The 16,947-nt window shown below is 70.6% G+C and carries 17 protein-coding genes; 16 read left to right on the top strand and 1 reads right to left on the bottom strand.

The genetic code is table 11. From position 1 onward, the window contains the following. Nucleotides 1-10: 10 nt before the first annotated feature. The 16 genes from IM767_RS18890 (at nucleotide 11) to dapF (ending at nucleotide 16,195) form a co-directional block, all read left to right on the top strand. Complete coding sequence (locus tag IM767_RS18890; protein WP_109211883.1) at nucleotides 11-775, top strand: SDR family NAD(P)-dependent oxidoreductase; 765 nt, start codon at nucleotides 11-13, stop codon at nucleotides 773-775. A gap of 62 nt (nucleotides 776-837) precedes the next feature. Further along, on the top strand, nucleotides 838-1,815 hold the full coding sequence (dapA, locus tag IM767_RS18885) for a 4-hydroxy-tetrahydrodipicolinate synthase (protein ID WP_109211860.1): 978 nt from the start codon (nucleotides 838-840) through the stop codon (nucleotides 1,813-1,815). A 71-nt stretch (nucleotides 1,816-1,886) separates the two neighbouring features. Further along, nucleotides 1,887-3,563: a ribonuclease J gene (locus IM767_RS18880; RefSeq protein WP_109211882.1), complete on the top strand. Its 1,677-nt coding sequence runs from the start codon at nucleotides 1,887-1,889 to the stop codon at nucleotides 3,561-3,563. A 58-nt stretch (nucleotides 3,564-3,621) separates the two neighbouring features. After that, nucleotides 3,622-4,116, top strand: a complete 495-nt coding sequence (locus IM767_RS18875) for a GNAT family N-acetyltransferase (protein ID WP_109211859.1) — start codon at nucleotides 3,622-3,624, stop codon at nucleotides 4,114-4,116. Nucleotides 4,117-4,229: 113 nt separating this feature from the next. Further along, entirely contained in the window at nucleotides 4,230-6,989 is a 2,760-nt protein-coding gene (locus IM767_RS18870; RefSeq protein WP_109211858.1) for an FtsK/SpoIIIE family DNA translocase, read from the top strand. A 59-nt stretch (nucleotides 6,990-7,048) separates the two neighbouring features. Continuing rightward, complete coding sequence (pgsA, locus tag IM767_RS18865; protein ID WP_109211857.1) at nucleotides 7,049-7,621, top strand: CDP-diacylglycerol--glycerol-3-phosphate 3-phosphatidyltransferase; 573 nt, start codon at nucleotides 7,049-7,051, stop codon at nucleotides 7,619-7,621. Further along, nucleotides 7,618-8,079 (top strand): CinA family protein, encoded by a 462-nt coding sequence (locus tag IM767_RS18860; protein ID WP_109211856.1) that lies wholly within the window; start codon nucleotides 7,618-7,620, stop codon nucleotides 8,077-8,079. The genes pgsA and IM767_RS18860 overlap by 4 nt, the downstream gene beginning before the upstream one ends. Before the next feature lie 165 nt (nucleotides 8,080-8,244). Further along, nucleotides 8,245-8,553, top strand: coding sequence for a helix-turn-helix domain-containing protein (locus IM767_RS18855; protein WP_109211855.1), 309 nt, complete (start codon nucleotides 8,245-8,247; stop codon nucleotides 8,551-8,553). 40 nt (nucleotides 8,554-8,593) lie between these two features. Beyond that, a complete protein-coding gene (locus IM767_RS18850; RefSeq protein ID WP_109211854.1) occupies nucleotides 8,594-8,818 on the top strand; it encodes a DUF3046 domain-containing protein in 225 nt (74 codons plus the stop codon). A 317-nt stretch (nucleotides 8,819-9,135) separates the two neighbouring features. Beyond that, nucleotides 9,136-10,191 carry a recombinase RecA gene (gene recA, locus IM767_RS18845; protein WP_109211853.1) on the top strand — a complete coding sequence of 352 codons (1,056 nt, stop codon included), beginning with the start codon at nucleotides 9,136-9,138 and terminating at the stop codon, nucleotides 10,189-10,191. Further along, nucleotides 10,191-11,141: a regulatory protein RecX gene (locus IM767_RS18840; protein WP_109211852.1), complete on the top strand. Its 951-nt coding sequence runs from the start codon at nucleotides 10,191-10,193 to the stop codon at nucleotides 11,139-11,141. Before recA ends, IM767_RS18840 begins: the two co-directional genes overlap by 1 nt. Nucleotides 11,142-11,226: 85 nt before the next feature. Further along, nucleotides 11,227-12,225 carry a phosphotransferase family protein gene (locus tag IM767_RS18835; protein WP_239453465.1) on the top strand — a complete coding sequence of 333 codons (999 nt, stop codon included), beginning with the start codon at nucleotides 11,227-11,229 and terminating at the stop codon, nucleotides 12,223-12,225. Nucleotides 12,226-12,338: 113 nt separating this feature from the next. Continuing rightward, nucleotides 12,339-13,889 (top strand): tRNA (N6-isopentenyl adenosine(37)-C2)-methylthiotransferase MiaB, encoded by a 1,551-nt coding sequence (miaB, locus tag IM767_RS18830; RefSeq protein WP_109211851.1) that lies wholly within the window; start codon nucleotides 12,339-12,341, stop codon nucleotides 13,887-13,889. Nucleotides 13,890-13,929: 40 nt separating this feature from the next. After that, on the top strand, nucleotides 13,930-14,847 hold the full coding sequence (gene miaA, locus IM767_RS18825) for a tRNA (adenosine(37)-N6)-dimethylallyltransferase MiaA (protein WP_109211880.1): 918 nt from the start codon (nucleotides 13,930-13,932) through the stop codon (nucleotides 14,845-14,847). Then, complete coding sequence (locus tag IM767_RS18820; RefSeq protein ID WP_109211850.1) at nucleotides 14,844-15,266, top strand: GNAT family acetyltransferase; 423 nt, start codon at nucleotides 14,844-14,846, stop codon at nucleotides 15,264-15,266. Before miaA ends, IM767_RS18820 begins: the two co-directional genes overlap by 4 nt. Before the next feature lie 41 nt (nucleotides 15,267-15,307). Continuing rightward, complete coding sequence (dapF, locus tag IM767_RS18815) at nucleotides 15,308-16,195, top strand: diaminopimelate epimerase (protein ID WP_109211849.1); 888 nt, start codon at nucleotides 15,308-15,310, stop codon at nucleotides 16,193-16,195. Between the two features lie 27 nt (nucleotides 16,196-16,222). On the opposite strand, the gene IM767_RS18810 is transcribed toward dapF, so the two are convergent. Continuing rightward, complete coding sequence (locus IM767_RS18810) at nucleotides 16,223-16,870, bottom strand: class I SAM-dependent methyltransferase (protein ID WP_109211848.1); 648 nt, start codon at nucleotides 16,868-16,870, stop codon at nucleotides 16,223-16,225. Nucleotides 16,871-16,947 lie beyond the last annotated feature (77 nt).

The following is a 16,947-nucleotide window of genomic DNA, read 5'->3' as shown; positions in this document are numbered from 1 at the left end:
GCTGGCGCGCATGGCGAAGACGGCACTCATCACCGGGGCGAGCTCCGGACTCGGGGCGGAGTACGCGCGGCAGCTCGCCGCCAAGGGCGCGCACCTGGTGCTGGTCGCCCGCGACCGGCAGGAGCTGGAGCATCTCGCCGCCCGCCTGCGGGCGACCTACGGGGTCGACGTCGAGGTGCTGGCCGCCGACCTCCTCAAGCGCCGGCAGCGGGAGCGGGTGGAGGCGCGGGTGGCCGACGAGGCGAATCCGGTCGAGATCCTCGTCAACAACGCCGGTTTCGGCCTGCCGCTGGCCTTCGAGCGCAACGACATCGACGACGAGGTGCGGCACCTGGAGCTGCACGTCGAGGTGCCGATGCGCCTGACGCACGCGGCGCTCGGGGCGATGCTCGCGCGCGGGCATGGCCGGATCGTCAACGTGGCCTCGGTCGCGGCGTTCATCCCGCGCTCCACGTACGGCGCGTGCAAGGGCTGGCTCGTGAGCTTCAGCCGCTGGGCGAACGGTCGCTACGCGCCCCGCGGCGTGACGGTGACGGCGGTGTGCCCGGGATACACGCACACCAACTTCCACGAGCGGCTGGGCCTCGCCCCGGGGCAGGAGGGCGTGCCCGACGGGATGTGGCTCGACGCGCGGGACGTCGTCGCGGAGTCGCTGCGGGACGTCGCGCGTGGCGCCGCGGTGTCCATCCCGTCGCTCAAGTACAAGGTGCTGGTCACCCTTGCGCGCTTCGCGCCGCCCGCGCTGGCCGCCCGGATCGGCGAGCGCGGGCGGTAGAGCGCGTGCCGCGGGAGCCGGTGCCGCACGCGGCGGTCTCGGCAGCCCGATAACCTGAAGTCATGACGCATACGGGCAACCCATTCGGACAGGTGCTCGTCGCGCTCGTCACCCCCATGACGGCCGACGGCGAGGTCGACTGGCCCGCTGTCGAGAAGCACATCGACGACGTCATCACCGCGGGAGCCGACGGCATCGTCGTGACCGGCACCACGGGTGAGACGTCGACCCTCACCGACGCGGAGAAGATCCGCCTGGTCGAGGTAGGAAAAGATGTCGCGGCCGGGCGGGCGAGCATCATCACGGGCGGCGGCTCCAACGAGACCGCGCACGCGATCGAGCTCTACAAGGCCAGCGAGAAGGTCGGCGCCGACGCCATCATGATCGTCACGCCCTACTACAACAAGCCCACGCAGGCCGGTATCCTGACGCACTTCCGGCTCGTCGCCGACGCCACGGATCTGCCGGTGATCCTCTACGACATCCCCGGTCGCACCGGTGTGCCCATCCGCTACGAGACGATCCTGCGGCTGGCCAAGCACCCGAACATCCTCGCGATCAAGGACGCCAAGGGCGACTTCAGCGAGGTCAGCCGCGTGCTGAACCAGACCGACCTGATGTACTTCTCGGGCGACGACGCGAATGTGCTCCCGCACCTCGCCATCGGCGCCACCGGACTCATCGGCGTGACGGCGAACATCGCCGCGCAGCCGTACCGAGTGATCGTCGACGCCGTCAACCGCGGAGACCTGAAGGCGGCCACGGCCGCGCACATGCAGCTCGAGCCGCTCGTGCGCGCCGTCATGACCCACGTGCCCGGCACCGTGTCGGCGAAGTACATCCTCCACGGGCTCGGCCGGATCGGCAGCCCGCGCGTGCGCCTGCCGCTGGTGGGCCCGGAGGAGTGGGAGGCCGCGAAGATCGAGGACGAGCTCGCCCTGGTGAAGGACGTCCCCGGCGCCGATTTCTCGAACTTCCGTCCCGATCGCAACGCCGCCGCAGGAGGCGCGCTGCCGAAGGTGTCGGGCACCACGAGATGACGATCGTGCCGTCGCCTGTGGGGCGCGGCACGCAGATGACGGGCGCTGCGGCGCCCGGAGGAGGCTTCGCAATGCCCACCACCCCCTACGATCCGCCCGAGCTCCCCGCAGGAACCCTCCGGGTCATCCCGCTCGGCGGCCTCGGCGAGGTCGGCCGCAACATGACGGTCTTCGAGTACGGGGGCAAGCTCCTGGTCGTCGACTGCGGCGTGCTCTTCCCCGAGGAGCACCAGCCGGGCGTCGACCTGATCCTGCCCGACTTCGAGCCCATCAAGAAGCGGCTCGACGACATCGTGGGCGTCGTGCTCACGCACGGCCACGAGGACCACATCGGCGCGGTGCCGTACCTGCTGAAGCTCAAGAGCGACATCCCGATCATCGGATCGGGGCTGACGCTCGCGCTGACCGAGGCGAAGCTCAAAGAGCACCGCATCAAGCCGTACAGCCTCACGGTGGCAGAGGGCCAGAAGGAGAACCTCGGGCCGTTCGAGCTGGAGTTCGTCGCGGTCAACCACTCGATCCCCGACGCGCTGGCCGTGGCGATCCGCACGCCGGCGGGCCTCGTGCTCGCCACCGGCGACTTCAAGATGGATCAGCTGCCGCTGGACGGCCGGCTGACCGACCTCCGCGCGTTCTCGCGACTGGGGGAGGAGGGCGTCGACCTCTTCCTCGTGGATTCGACCAACGCGGACGTTCCCGGCTTCACGCCGCTGGAGCGGTCCATCGGGCCGGTGCTCGACCAGGTGATCGGCAAAGCGCCGCGCCGGGTCATCGTCGCGAGCTTCTCCAGCCACGTCCACCGCGTGCAGCAGGTGCTCGATGCCGCGGCCGCCCACGGCCGTCGCGTCGCGCTCCTCGGACGCAGCATGCTGCGCAACATGACGATCGCCGAGGAGCTCGGCTATCTCCATGTGCCCGAGGGCGTCCTCATCGACTACAAGAAGGCGCGCGACCTGCCTGACGATCAGATCGTCTACATGTCGACCGGGTCGCAGGGCGAGCCGATGGCTGTGCTCAGCCGCATGGCGAACCTCGACCACGCCATCGAGCCGGGCCCGGGCGACACCGTGATCCTCGCCTCGAGCCTCATCCCCGGCAACGAGAACGCCGTGTACCGCGTGATCGACGGCCTCACCAAGCTCGGCGCCAACGTCGTGCACAAGGGCAACGCCAAGGTGCACGTCTCGGGGCACGCCGCCGCGGGCGAGCTGCTGTACTGCTACAACATCCTCAAGCCGCGCAACGTGCTCCCGGTCCACGGCGAGTACCGGCACCTCATGGCCAACGCCCGCCTCGCGCAGGACACCGGCATCCATCCCGAGCGCACGATCCTCGCCGAGAACGGCACGGTGATCGACCTCAAGGACGGCGACGCCGGCGTGGTCGGTCAGCTCGACCTGGGCTTCGTCTACGTGGACGGCTCGACAGTGGGTGAGATCACGGATGCCGACCTCAAGGACCGCCGGATCCTCGGCGAGGAGGGCTTCATCTCCGTGATCGTCGTGGTCGACGCCTCGACGGGCAAGGTCATCTCGGGCCCCGAGGTGCACGCCCGCGGCTTCGCCGAAGACGACGCCGTGTTCGAGGACGTCAAGCCGAAGATCGCGGCGGCCCTCGCCGAGGCGGCGAAGTCCGGCGTCCGCGACCAGCACGCGCTGTCGCAGGTCGTGCGCCGCACGATCGGCCGCTGGGTCAACCAGTCGCTGCGCCGCCGCCCGATGATCGTGCCGCTGGTGATCGAGGCGTAGCGAAATCGCGGTCGGGCCGGACACGGATCTGTAACACGCCACCCGTACGATCGGCGTCGTGGTCCCTTCGTTCCGCATCCGCCCCGCGACGTCCGCCGACGGCGCGTTCCTCGGCGACATGGTCGTCGAGGCCGCCAACTGGCGGCAGGGCGGCGCACGGCCGCGCCATGAGGTGATCGCCGGCGCCGAGCACGGGCGCTACGTGGCGGGCTGGCTGCGGCCGGGCGACGCGGGCTTCATCGCCGAGGACGCGAACGGCGAGCCGGTGGGGGCCGCGTGGTACCGCATGCTGCCGCGCAGCGACCCGGGCTTCGCCTACGTGGGGACCGGGGTGCCCGAGCTCATCATCGGCGTCCGCCCGATCTGGCGGGCCCACGGCGTCGGTCGGGCGCTGCTGCAGCGACTGTGCGAGCACGCGGCCGCCCAGGGGTTCGCGCGCATCAGCCTGAGCGTCGAGCGCGGCAACTTCGCCGCGACCCTGTACCGCAGCGAGGGCTTCGCGGTCACCCAGAGCGGAGCGGGCCGCGACACCATGGTCAAGCGCCTGCGCTGAGGCATCCGTCCCGCCTCCGCCGCTCGTGCCGCGACGGATCACGCGCCCGCGTGTCGGGCCCGCGGGCGGCGTGGTTCCGCGGAAATGTCGGGCGCTCGCCGTAGCGTGGAGGGATGGCCAGGAGCTCAAGCCCGACCAAGGGGTCGCGCGCGTCTTCGAGCGCGTCGACGAACGCGCGCGGGAACGCGTCGTCGTCGACGGCGCGCAAGCCCGCGGCCACGAAGCCCGCCCCCGCGCCCAAGCGCTACGTCAACGAGCCGGAACGGCCGCCCGTCATCGTCCGCGCGTGGATGGGACTCGCGCACGCCACCGGCGGGCTCTTCCGCGCCTTCGGGCCGGAGACGCTCGAGAAGGAGCAGCGGCGCGACGGCTTCCCCTTCCTGCTGGTGCTGCTGGCCGTCGCCGGCGCCGTCAACGAGTGGTTCTTCATCGGCAACGAGGTCGCCAAGACCATCAGCGCCTACACGGTCGGAATGCTCATCGGGCGTGAGGCCTTCGTCATGCCGGTGCTCCTGCTGCTGCTCGCGGGCTGGATGTTCCGGCATCCGTCATCCGTTCACGACAACGGGCGGGTCGGCATCGGGTTCGGACTGCTCGTCGTGACGATCGCCGGCTTCTGCCACGTCGCCGGGGGCCGTCCGCAGCCGAGCGAAGGGCTGCCCGCGCTGAGCGAAGCGGGCGGGCTCTTCGGCTGGATGCTCGGCGAGCCGCTGGCCATGCTCCTCACCGACGTGGGCGCCTACATCGTGCTGTCGCTGCTGGCGGCGCTCAGCATCCTGATCGTCACGAAGACGCCCCCGAACCGCATCGGGCGCCGCCTGGGCGAACTGTACGCCTGGCTGTTCGGCGCCGAGCCGCGGGAAGAGAAGCCGAAGACGGATGCCGCGGCCGCCGCCTCCGACGACGACGAGGGCGACTCGTCCCTGCCGTTCTGGCGCCGCAACAAGACGGGCCGCGAGAAGGACCCCGAGGGCGGCATCGGGTCTCAGGACCTCACCGAGCTTCTGCCGGCCGGATCGTCGCAGGGCGGCTTCGACCAGGCGATCGCGCAGCCGATGACCCCGCCTCCCGTCGCGACGGACGCCCTCACCGAGGTGATCGACCCCGCCGTGCTGTCGGCGGCGAAGGCCGCGACCTCGTCGCGCACCTCGCTGCGCGACGACGCAGAGGTCATCGAAGACGACGGCACGCTTCCCGGGCTGGACGGCATCGGGTCGATGACCGCGGTGGACTCGCCTGCGGCTCCGTACCGGCTTCCCTCGGTCAACTCCCTCGCCGCGGGTACGCCGCACGTCGCGCGCTCCCAGGCGAACGACGACACAGTGCGCGCCATCACGAGCGTGCTCGAGCAGTTCAACGTCGACGCCCGCGTGACGGGCTTCTCGCGCGGACCGACCGTGACGCAGTACGAGATCGAGCTCGGCCCCGGCGTCAAGGTGGAGCGCATCACGGCGCTCACGAACAACATCGCGTACGCGGTGGCCTCCAACGAGGTCCGGATCCTGGCGCCGATCCCCGGCAAGAGCGCGATCGGCGTCGAGATCCCCAACACCGACCGCGAGATCGTGACGCTCGGCGACGTGCTGCGCTCGAGCACGGCGACGAACCAGACCCACCCCATGACGATCGGCGTCGGCAAAGACGTCGGCGGCGGGTATGTCGTCGCCAACCTCGCGAAGATGCCCCACCTGCTGGTCGCCGGCTCCACCGGCTCGGGCAAGTCGAGCTTCGTGAACTCGATGATCACCAGCCTGCTGATGCGCGCCAAGCCCGCCGACGTGCGGATGGTGCTCATCGACCCCAAGCGCGTGGAGCTGACCTCCTACGCCGGTGTTCCCCACCTCATCACGCCCATCATCACGAACCCCAAGAAGGCCGCCGAGGCGCTGCAGTGGGTCGTGAAGGAGATGGACATGAGGTACGACGACCTCGCCTCCTTCGGCTTCCGTCACATCGACGACTTCAACAAGGCCGTCGTCGCGGGCGAGATCACACTGCCGCCGGGCAGCGAGCGGGTGCTCAAGCCCTACCCCTACCTCCTCGTCGTCGTCGACGAGCTCGCAGACCTGATGATGGTCGCCCCCCGCGACGTCGAGGACTCGATCGTGCGCATCACGCAGCTCGCGCGCGCCAGCGGCATCCACCTCGTGCTCGCGACGCAGCGCCCGTCCGTGGACGTGGTGACCGGTCTCATCAAGGCCAACGTTCCGTCTCGTCTCGCGTTCGCCGTGACCAGCGTCACCGACTCGCGCGTCATCCTCGACCAGCCCGGCGCCGACCGCCTGATCGGCCAGGGAGACGGCCTCTTCCTGCCGATGGGGGCGTCCAAGGCGCTCCGCGTGCAGGGGGCATGGGTCAGCGAGAGCGAGATCGAGGCGGTCGTCAAGCACGTCACCCACCAGGCGCGGCCCGAGTACCGCGCCGACGTGGCCGCGGTCGCCGAGAAGAAGGAGATCGACGCCGACATCGGAGACGACCTCGAACTGCTGCTGGCGGCCGCCGAGCTCGTGGTGTCGAGCCAGTTCGGATCGACGTCCATGCTGCAGCGCAAGCTGCGCGTGGGCTTCGCGAAGGCGGGCCGGCTCATGGACCTTCTCGAGTCGCGCGAGATCGTCGGTCCGTCCGAGGGCTCGAAGGCCCGCGACGTGCTGGTCACCGTGGAGCAGCTCCCGGGCGTGCTGGCCCGCCTGCGCGGCGAGGACGTGCCCGACGAGGCCCCCGCCGCTCCTGCCGCGCCCGCTGCGGCCGCGCCGGCCGCGACCGCCGACGACCGGTACGGGCCGGATGCGGTCGCCTCGCAGTACGACGGCTACCCCGTGGAGGACGCCGACGAGGGTTCCGAGGACGCCTGGGGGCTCACCGGCCGCGATTGACGACGCCTGCTTCGTCCGTGCGTCCACCCGATCCGACCCGCGCAGATAGGCTCGGGGCCATGGCGATCCCGCGGCAGCTGCCCAACACGATCACGATCGTGCGCATCCTGTGCGCCCCCGTCTTCCTGTGGATGCTCCTGGCCGACGGGGGAGCAGACGGCGCACTGCGGTGGTGGGCGGCGGCGCTGTTCATCGTGGCCATCGCCACCGACGGCATCGACGGCTACCTCGCCCGCAAGCACCACATCGTCACCGATCTCGGCAAGCTCCTCGACCCCATCGCCGACAAGGTGCTCACCGGCTTCGCCTTCATAGGGCTGTCGATCCTGGGTGAGCTGCCGTGGTGGGTGACCGTCGTGGTCCTCGTCCGGGAGATCGGCATCACCGTCTACCGCTTCATGGTCGTGAGCGACCACGTGCTCGCGGCGGCGTGGATGGGCAAGCTGAAGACGCTCGCGCAGGGTGTGGCGCTCTCGATCGCGCTCCTGCCGCTGTGGACGCTCGTCGGCGACTGGATCTTCTGGGTCAACGGCGTGCTGATGACCATCGCCGTGATCCTGACGATCCTGAGCGGCATCGACTACATCGTCACCGAGCTGCGCGCGGCCCGCGCCAAGCGGAAGAGCGCGTGAGCGACGCCGCCGCGGTGCTGCGGGCGCTGGACGTCCGCGGCTGGTCGGTGGCGGCGGCCGAGTCGCTCACGGGCGGGCGCCTGACGGCCGCGCTCGTGGACGTCCCCGGCGCCTCCGCGCACGTGCGCGGAGGCATCGTCGCGTACGCCACCGACCTGAAGTCCTCGGCACTGGGCGTCGAGGCCGACCTGCTCGCCGCCCGCGGCGCCGTGGATCCGACGGTCGTCGAGCAGATGGCCCAGGGCGTGCGGCGCGTGCTCCGCGCCGACGTCGGGCTGGCCACCACGGGGGTGGCAGGCCCGGATCCGCAGGACGGCAACCCGGTCGGCACCGTGTACATCGCCGTCGCGACGCCGGAGACCGCCGTGGTGTCGGCGCTGTCGCTCTCGGGAACACGGGACGACATCCGCACCAGCACTGTGGAGAGGGTGCTCGAGCTCGCGCTCACCCTGCTGTGAGGCATCCGTGATCCTGTCCTTCGACGGGAACAGACGGTGTTTCGTCTCGGTTACATTCGGTGATTCCCACCCATTGCCCAGTTCGCGGGATTAGATTGGCATCATCCGGTGCTGTACTGTTGGGCACCCGGAAGACGGTGGAATCAGAAGTAAGGAGGGGCCCCGATGATCCTGGTACGTCAAGAAATCGGCGAAGTGCTTCGTGATTTCCGCCAGCAGAAGGGACGCACCCTCCGGCAGGTCGCCAGCCGCGCGAGCGTCGCGCTGGGCTACCTGAGCGAGGTGGAGCGCGGCCAGAAGGAGGCTTCGAGCGAGATCCTCGCCTCGGTGGCCGAAGCACTGGACGTCCCCATCTCCACGATCATGCGTGAGGTCGGCGATCGCATCTCGGTGCTCGAGGGCCTGCAGACCTTCCCCGATGTCGTCCCCGACGACCTGGTGGCCTCGGTCGACGCCGAGCTGTCGCTGCGCTGAACCCGAGTCGCTTCACGAAAGCTCTGGGTCCCGTTCCCGTATGCGTCGCAGTGAGTTCAATCGCGCTGTCGCGGATGAGTTCGGTGCGCGCGCGAACGCTGTCGTGACGGACCTGTTCCTCACGAAGGTCGGCGGCCGCACCGCGGCGGACGCGATTGCGGCAGGAGTGGACCCGCGCGAGGTCTGGCTGGCCCTGTGCGAGGAGCTCGACGTGCCGGCCGAGCGCCGCTACGGCGTAGGCCGGCTCGAACCCCGGCGTCGCTGAGTCCTGCATCTTCGGGCGCCGCTTCGCGCATGTGGTCGTCTTCGATGCGGCTCGATCCTCGCCTGCCGGGGAACCAGTCGGCATCGCTTCGCGGCGTGTCTCATCGAATCTTCGTTCGAGACAGGCGTAGGCTCCTGCACAGCAGGTGTCGAGGACGTGTTTTCCACGTTCGGGGAAGGAGCGAAGACCGATGTCGGAGCCCCTCCCTAACGTGAACAGCGTCGAACGACACCTCACGCCTTGTCGCAGCATCCGTCCCACCGGGCCGGAGCGCGACAGCCTACAGGCGACGGAACGCGAGCACGAAGGAGCACGTCATGCCATCACCCGTTGACCGCGAGAAGGCCCTGGAATCGGCCCTCGCCCAGATCGACCGGCAGTTCGGCAAGGGTTCGGTGATGCGCCTCGGCAGCGACGAGCGCGCACCGGTCGAGGTCGTGCCCACCGGCTCGATCGCCCTCGATGTCGCCCTCGGCATCGGCGGACTCCCGCGAGGCCGCATCATCGAGATCTACGGGCCGGAGTCGTCGGGTAAGACGACGCTGACCCTCCACGCGATCGCCAACGTGCAGCGCGCCGGCGGCATCGCGGCGTTCATCGATGCGGAGCACGCGCTCGATCCCGACTACGCACAGAAGCTGGGCGTCGACATCGACCAGCTGCTCGTGTCGCAGCCCGACACCGGTGAGCAGGCGCTCGAGATCGCCGACATGCTGGTGCGCTCCGGGGCGATCGACCTCGTCGTCATCGACTCCGTGGCCGCGCTCGTGCCCAAGGCCGAGATCGAGGGCGAGATGGGCGACTCGCACGTCGGTCTGCAGGCGCGCCTCATGTCGCAGGCGCTCCGCAAGCTCACCGGTGGTCTCAACCAGACCAACACCACGATGATCTTCATCAACCAGTTGCGCGAGAAGATCGGCGTGTTCTTCGGCTCGCCCGAGACCACCGCGGGCGGCAAGGCGCTGAAGTTCTACGCGTCGGTGCGCCTCGACATCCGCCGCATCGAGACGCTGAAGGACGGCGCCGAGGCGGTCGGAAACCGCACACGCGTCAAGGTCGTCAAGAACAAGATGGCGCCGCCGTTCAAGCAGGCAGAGTTCGACATCCTGTACGGCGTCGGCATCTCGCGCGAAGGCAGCCTGATCGACTTCGGCGTCGAGCACGCCATCGTCAAGAAGTCTGGCGCCTGGTACACGTATGAGGGCGAGCAGCTCGGCCAGGGCAAGGAGAACGCGCGCAACTTCCTCCTCAAGAACGAGGACGTCGCCGCCGAGATCGAGTCGAAGATCAAGACCAAGCTCGGCATCGGCGTGCCGCGCGGCGCCGTCGAAGGCTCCGTCGGAGACGAGCTGGCGGCGCGCCGCCCGGCCTGATGGTCCGCTTCGTCGACAGCGGGGACGAGTCCGACGTCAGAGGCGACGGACTCGCCCCCGTGACCTCGCTCTTCGGCGATCGGGGCGCGAAGGCGTACGCCAAGACGGCGGCCGACGTCCGCCAAGAGCTCGAGGCGCGTGTGCCCTCTCATCGTGGAGCGGCCTCCGCACCGCCGTCTGCCCGGACGCCGCCGACGCCGGCAGCCGCGCAGTGGCGGACCGAGTGGGAGGACGAGCCCGACGCGGGCGAGGGCTCTCGCTCGGAAGAAGCGGGCTGGAAACCGGCGGCCTCCGCCGCCGTCCCCGCCGCGCGGCCGATCGATCTCGACGCCGAGCGTGCCGGCAGAGGACGCTCGCGCGCCACTCGCGCAGACCGCCGAGATCGCGCAGACCGCCGAGATCGCGCAACCACCGGGGATCGCGCAGCAATCGCGGATCGCCCGGACAGCCGCGAGGCCGCCGGCTCGGAGGAGGCGGCCGAGCGAGGCCTGCTCAAGAAGCTGCGAGCCCGCCAGCTCTCGGTCTCAGAGGCCAAGACCTACCTCGGCCAGCACGATCTCGACGGCGACGCCGTCGCAGCGATCGTCGACGCGTTCCTCGCGCGCGGCTACCTGGACGACGCCCGGCTCGCGGAGCAGGTCGTGCACGCGGGTGTCGACCGCAAGGGGCAGGGGCGGCAGGCCATCGCGCAGAGCCTGGCGAAGCGCGGTGTGCCGCGCGACATCGCCGACGCGGCGCTCGCGGAGCTGCCCGACGACGACGCGGAACGCGCCCTCGAGTTCGCGCGGTCCAAAGCCGCGTCCATGCGAGGACTCGAACGCGACGTCGCGCTCCGGCGCCTCGCAGGTCAGCTCGCCCGCCGCGGCTACGGCGGCTCGTCCGCCCTCAACGCCGCGAGACAGGCGCTGGACGAGGCCGGACGTCCGTCGGGCCGGGTGCGGTTCGAGTAGGTCCCTCGCGGCGGACGCGAGCGGTGTGCGCGTGGCTGCAGTCGGCTCGCCTCGCGGTCGACGGCGGCGCCGCTAGGGTGATCGGGTGCTCACGAAGTTCACCGTCGACCAAGAGCTGCTGACCGACCTCGTGGCTCCGGTGGGAAACGTTGTTTCCGCCGAGCTGCTCACGGGCGGCATGTTCGCGACGGCGTTCCGCCTGCACTTCGACGACGGCCGACGTGCGGTGGCCAAGATCGTCGGTGCCGACACCGCCCGCCTCTCGACGTACGAGCGCGGGCTGCTCGGCACCGAGGCGCTGACCTACCGCATGCTCGAGGGGAGCGGCGTGCCGGTGCCGCGGGTCCTCCACACGGACTTCAGCCGCAGGCTCATCGACGCCGACCTCGTCGTCGCCGAGCACCTCCCCGGAGTGCCGTGGCTCGGACTCGAGCTCGATGACGCCCAGGCCGCCACGGTGAGGCGCAACCTCGGCGCGGTCATGGCTCGCCTCCACCGTGTGCCGGCGCCGTCGTTCGGCTATCCGGCGGATGCGGCGGGCCTCACCGCCGGCACATGGAAGGACGCCTTCGCGCTGATGGTCGACGCGGTGCTCGACGACGCACGCCGCTGGAACGTCGGGCTTCCGGCGGACCGGGTCCGAGCCGCGCTGGCGGCGCACGCGCCGGCCCTCGAGAGCGTGCAGCGACCGGCGGTGGTCCACACCGACCTGTGGGCGGGGAACATCTTCGTCGATCCCGACACCCTCGACATCGTGGGCATCATCGACACGGAGCGCACCCTGTGGGGCGATCCGCTCCATGAACTGGTCGGAGCCGACCAGTTCGGCACGGGCGCACCCGACCCTGCCCTGCTCGCTGGCGATGCCGAGGCGGGCGGAATGCTCGCCCGCGAGCTGGCGAGCCCGACGGGCGAGACGCGGCTTCAGCTCTCGCGCCTGTACTTCTCGCTGATCCTCGCCACCGAGCCGACGATGCGCGGGTACGAGGGCGAGTGGGTGGCCGGGTACGAGCAGGGAGCCCGTGCGAACATCGAGAAGGCGCTGCGGTTCCTCGAATCCTCGACCACCCCGACGCGCACCTGACGGACCGCGACCCTACGACCAGGCGGCTCATCGCAACCCCACGCCGTTTCCGGCGGAGCATGCGGCGGCGCCCAGGCTCCGCGCATGCCCGCGGCTCGTAGAATGGCGGAATCATGTCTTCGCCTTCCGCATCCCCGACTCTCATCGCGCCGTCGCCGGCCGCGCATGATGTCGACGGCCGGGTCCGCACCTACGAGGTGCGCACGTTCGGCTGCCAGATGAACGTGCACGACTCCGAGCGCCTCTCCGGCTCGCTCGAGAGCGCCGGCTACGTCCGCGCCGACGCGGGCGAAGAGGCGGATGTCGTGGTCATCAACACGTGCGCCGTGCGCGACAATGCGGCGGGCAAGCTCTACGGCACCCTCGGTCATCTCAAGTCGCGCAAGGACAAGCACGAGGGCATGCAGATCGCCGTCGGCGGATGCCTCGCCCAGATGGACAAGGACGCGGTGCAGCAGAAGGCGCCGTGGGTCGACGTGGTGTTCGGCACCCACAACATGGGGTCGCTGCCGAGCCTGCTCGAGCGCGCGCGCCACAACGGCGAGGCCGAGCTCGAGATCCTCGAGTCGCTCGAGATCTTCCCCTCGACGCTGCCGACCAAGCGCGACAGCGTCTACAGCGGCTGGGTCTCCATCTCGGTCGGCTGCAACAACACCTGCACCTTCTGCATCGTTCCGAGCCTCCGCGGCAAGGAGAAGGACCGTCGTCCCGGCGACATCCTGAACGAGATCCGCCTTCTCGTCGACGACGGCGCGATGGAGGTCACCCTCCTCGGCCAGAACGTCAACTCCTACGGCGTCGAGTTCGGCGACCGCCAGGCGTTCGGCAAGCTGCTGCGCGCGGCCGGAGAGATCGAGGGCCTCGAGCGCATCCGCTTCACGAGCCCTCACCCCGCCGCCTTCACCGACGACGTGATCGACGCGATGGCCGAGACGCCGGCCGTCATGCCGCAGCTCCACATGCCGCTGCAGTCGGGCAGCGACCGCATCCTCAAGGCGATGCGCCGGTCGTACCGCAGCGAGCGGTTCCTCGGCATCCTCGACCGCGTCCGCGCCAAGATCCCGAACGCGGCGATCTCGACCGACATCATCGTCGGCTTCCCCGGCGAGACCGACGAGGACTTCGAAGACACGATGCGCGTCGTCGAGCAGGCGCGGTTCGCGAGCGCGTTCACGTTCCAGTACTCGATCCGCGAGGGCACCCCGGCGGCGACCATGCCCGACCAGGTGCCCAAGGAAGTCGTGCAGGAGCGCTACGAGCGTCTCGTCGCCCTGCAGGAGCGCATCTCCCTCGAAGAGAACCAGAAGCAGCTGGGGCGCGAGCTGCAGGTGCTGGTGTCGACGGGCGAGGGCAAGAAGGACGCCGAGACCCACCGTCTCACCGGCCGCGCCGAAGACAACCGGCTCGTGCACTTCGAGGTGCCCGCGGGCTCCGACGTCCCGCGTCCGGGCGACGTGGTCTCGGTCGTCGTGACGCACGCCGCTCCGTTCCACCTCCTCGCCGACTCGGCCGACGGCGCCCCGCTGCGCATCCGCCGCACCCGCTCGGGCGACGCGTGGGATCGGTCGCAGGCGGAGTCGTGCGGCATCCCGGCACCCGCCGGCGAGACGGGCGCCCCGCGCGCGGTGTCGCTCGGACTGCCGACGCTGCGCATCGGCGTCTGACCGGGCGGTGGACGACCTCGCGCAGACGGACGGACGGTCGATGACCCCGCGACGGCTGTGGGCCGTCGTCGGCGCCACCGGCACCGGCAAGACGGCGCTCTCCCTCGACCTCGCCGAGGCGCTGGCCGCGGCCGGGCGTCCCGCCGAGATCGTCAATGCGGACGCCATGCAGCTCTACCGGGGCATGGACATCGGCACAGCCAAGCTCCCGCAGGACGAGCGGCGCGGCATCCGTCATCATCTTCTCGACGTGCTGGACGTCACCGACGACGCGGCCGTGGCCTGGTATCAGGACGCCGCGCGCCAAGCGATCGGCGAGATCCACCAGCGCGGCGCCGACGCCGTCCTCGTGGGCGGATCGGGGCTGTACGTGTCGAGCGTGCTGTTCGATTTCCGCTTTCCGCCGCGCGACGAACAGCTGCGCACGCGCCTCGAGGCCGAGCTCGACGAGCATGGTCCCGGCGCGCTGTACGCGCGCCTGCGCGAACTCGATCCGGCGACGGCGGCGAAGGTCGATCCGCGCAACGGGCGACGCATCGTGCGCGCGCTCGAGGTGCTCGAGCTCGGTGAGCGCACGCACGGCGCGGCCCTTCCCGACGAGCCGGTCCTCTGGCACGGCGACACGCGCGTCATCGGCGTGACGGTGCCTCGAGAGCAGCTGGTCGGGCGGCTGGACGCGCGGGTCGAGGCGATGTGGCGCGACGGGATCATCGACGAGGTGCGAGCCCTCCGCGAGCAGGGCCTCGAGCGGGGTGTCACCGCCCGCCGCGCCATCGGCTACGCCCAGGCGCTGGCGCAGCTGACGGGCGAGATGACCGAGGCCGAGGCGATCGCCGAGACCCAGGCTCTCACGCGCCGGTATGCGCGTCGGCAGGTGTCGTGGTTCAAGCGGTACGACGACGTGCGGTGGGTCGAGCCCGGAACGGATGCCGCGGCCCTGGCAGACTCGAGCGCATGAGCATCGTCGTCCGGCCCTTCGACCTCGCCGACACCGAGTCCGTCGTGTCGCTCTGGCAGACCGCAGGACTCACGCGACCCTGGAACAACCCCTACCAGGACATCAGCCGAAAGCTCTCGGTGCAGCCGGAGCTGTTCCTCGTGGCCGTCGACGAGCGCCTGGTCGTCGGGTCCGTCATGGCCGGCTACGACGGCCACCGCGGCTGGCTCTACTACCTCGCGAGCGCACCCGACCGGCGCGGCGAGGGGATCGGCCGCAAGCTCGTCGCCGAGGCCGAGGAGCGCCTCCTGGCCATGGGCTGCCCGAAGGTGCAGCTGATGGTGCGGCCCGAGAACGGCGTCGCCCGCGGCTTCTACGATTCGCTGGGCTATGAGCCGTTCGAGACGTGGAACACCGGCAAGCGGCTGATCGCCGACTGAGCGCGGCCGGGTGCGACGCCCCGCGACCCTAGACTGGGACGATGCCGCAGACGATCGCGTTCACCAAGGGCCACGGCACCGGCAACGACTTCGTGATCGTCCCCGACCCCGACGGAACGCTCGACCTCACCGACGACCAGGTCGCCGTGCTGTGCGACCGCCGCTTCGGCATCGGCGGCGACGGGATCCTGCGCGTGGTGCGGGCCGCCGCGATCCCCGAGGGCGCCGAGGCCGCCGCGTCGGGAGCGGAGTGGTTCATGGACTACCGCAACGCCGACGGCTCGAAGGCCGAGATGTGCGGCAACGGCGTGCGGGTGTTCGTGCGCTACCTCGTCGACGTCGGCTGGGCCCACGTCGACGGCGCCCCTCTCGCGATCGGCACGCGCGCGGGCGTCAAGACAGTCACCCGCAGCGACGGCACGCTCGGAGAGAAGGGGTACGAGGTCGACCTCGGCCCGTTCACCGTGGACGAGTCGGAGGTGCTCGTCCGCACGCGCGGCGGGGGAGCGCCCCGCCCGGGCGTCGGCATCGACGTCGGCAACCCGCACGTCGTGGTGGCCCTGCCCGATGAGACCGAGCTCGAGGAGCTGGATCTCGCGGCCCAGCCGCTCCTGCAGCCCGAGCCGCCGCACGGCGCGAACATCGAGTTCGTGGTGCCGAGCGACCCGCTCGTGCGCGAGGGCGTCGGGTCGATCCGCATGCGCGTGTTCGAGCGGGGGGTCGGCGAGACGCTGAGCTGCGGCACCGGTGTCGCCGCAGCCGCACTCGCCGTGCGGCACTGGGCCGGTCCCGCGGCCCCGGACCACTGGGTGGTTGACGTGCCCGGCGGCACGCTGGGCGTGCGGATGCCGGAGGTCGACGGTGAGCGCCACGTGCTGCTCTCCGGCCCGGCGACCCTGGTCTACACCGGCGAGGTCACGCTCGCCTGACGCGCACGACGCGGCGCCGCACCAGCATCAGAGCTCGGGCAGGTCGATGGGCTCGCTCGGCGGCGAGCCGTGCCGGCGCACCTTCAGCACGCGGAAGCCGCGGGCGGTGGCAGCGCGGTGCACGCTGAAGCGACGGTCGAGCGTCGCGGCGAGCCACCGCTGCAGCGAGTCGGACCCGAGGTTGCGCTGCACCACGAGCCAGGCATCCGCCCGCTCGTCCAGTCGTGGGATCCAGCGCTCCAGCAGCCCGTGCAGCTCGTTCTTGCCGACGCGGATCGGGGGATTCGACCGGATCGTGCGGAACATCACGTCGTCGGGAACATCGTCGGGGGTCACCGCGTTGACATTCTCGAGACCGAGGTCGGCGGCGTTGCGGCGGACGAGATCGAGCGCCCGCTCGTTCACGTCGACCGCCCACACGGTCGCGCGAGGCGCATCGAGCGCAAGACTCAGCGCGATCGGCCCCCACCCGCAGCCGAGGTCGAGGAAGTGACCCCCGGCCGGCGGCGGGGGAGTGTTCGACAGCAGCACCGCGGTCCCCGAGTCCACGTGGTCAGGACTGAAGACTCCCCCGGCAGTCGTGACCTCGAGTTCGCGTCCGGCCAACCTGACGCGGATGCGGCGCAGGTTCTCGGGACTTGCGGGCGCGGCACTGAAATAGTGATCGCTCCCCATGGGGGACGAGCCTAGCGGAGGCGCCGGTCTCAGGGGGAGCGGGTCAGCGATCGGGGTTTGGGTCAGGGCCCGGTTGA

The sequence above is a fragment of the Microbacterium ureisolvens genome (assembly GCF_015278315.1).
Classification (GTDB): Bacteria; Actinomycetota; Actinomycetes; order Actinomycetales; family Microbacteriaceae; genus Microbacterium; species Microbacterium ureisolvens.
This window is presented reverse-complemented; position numbering and strand designations above follow the sequence as displayed.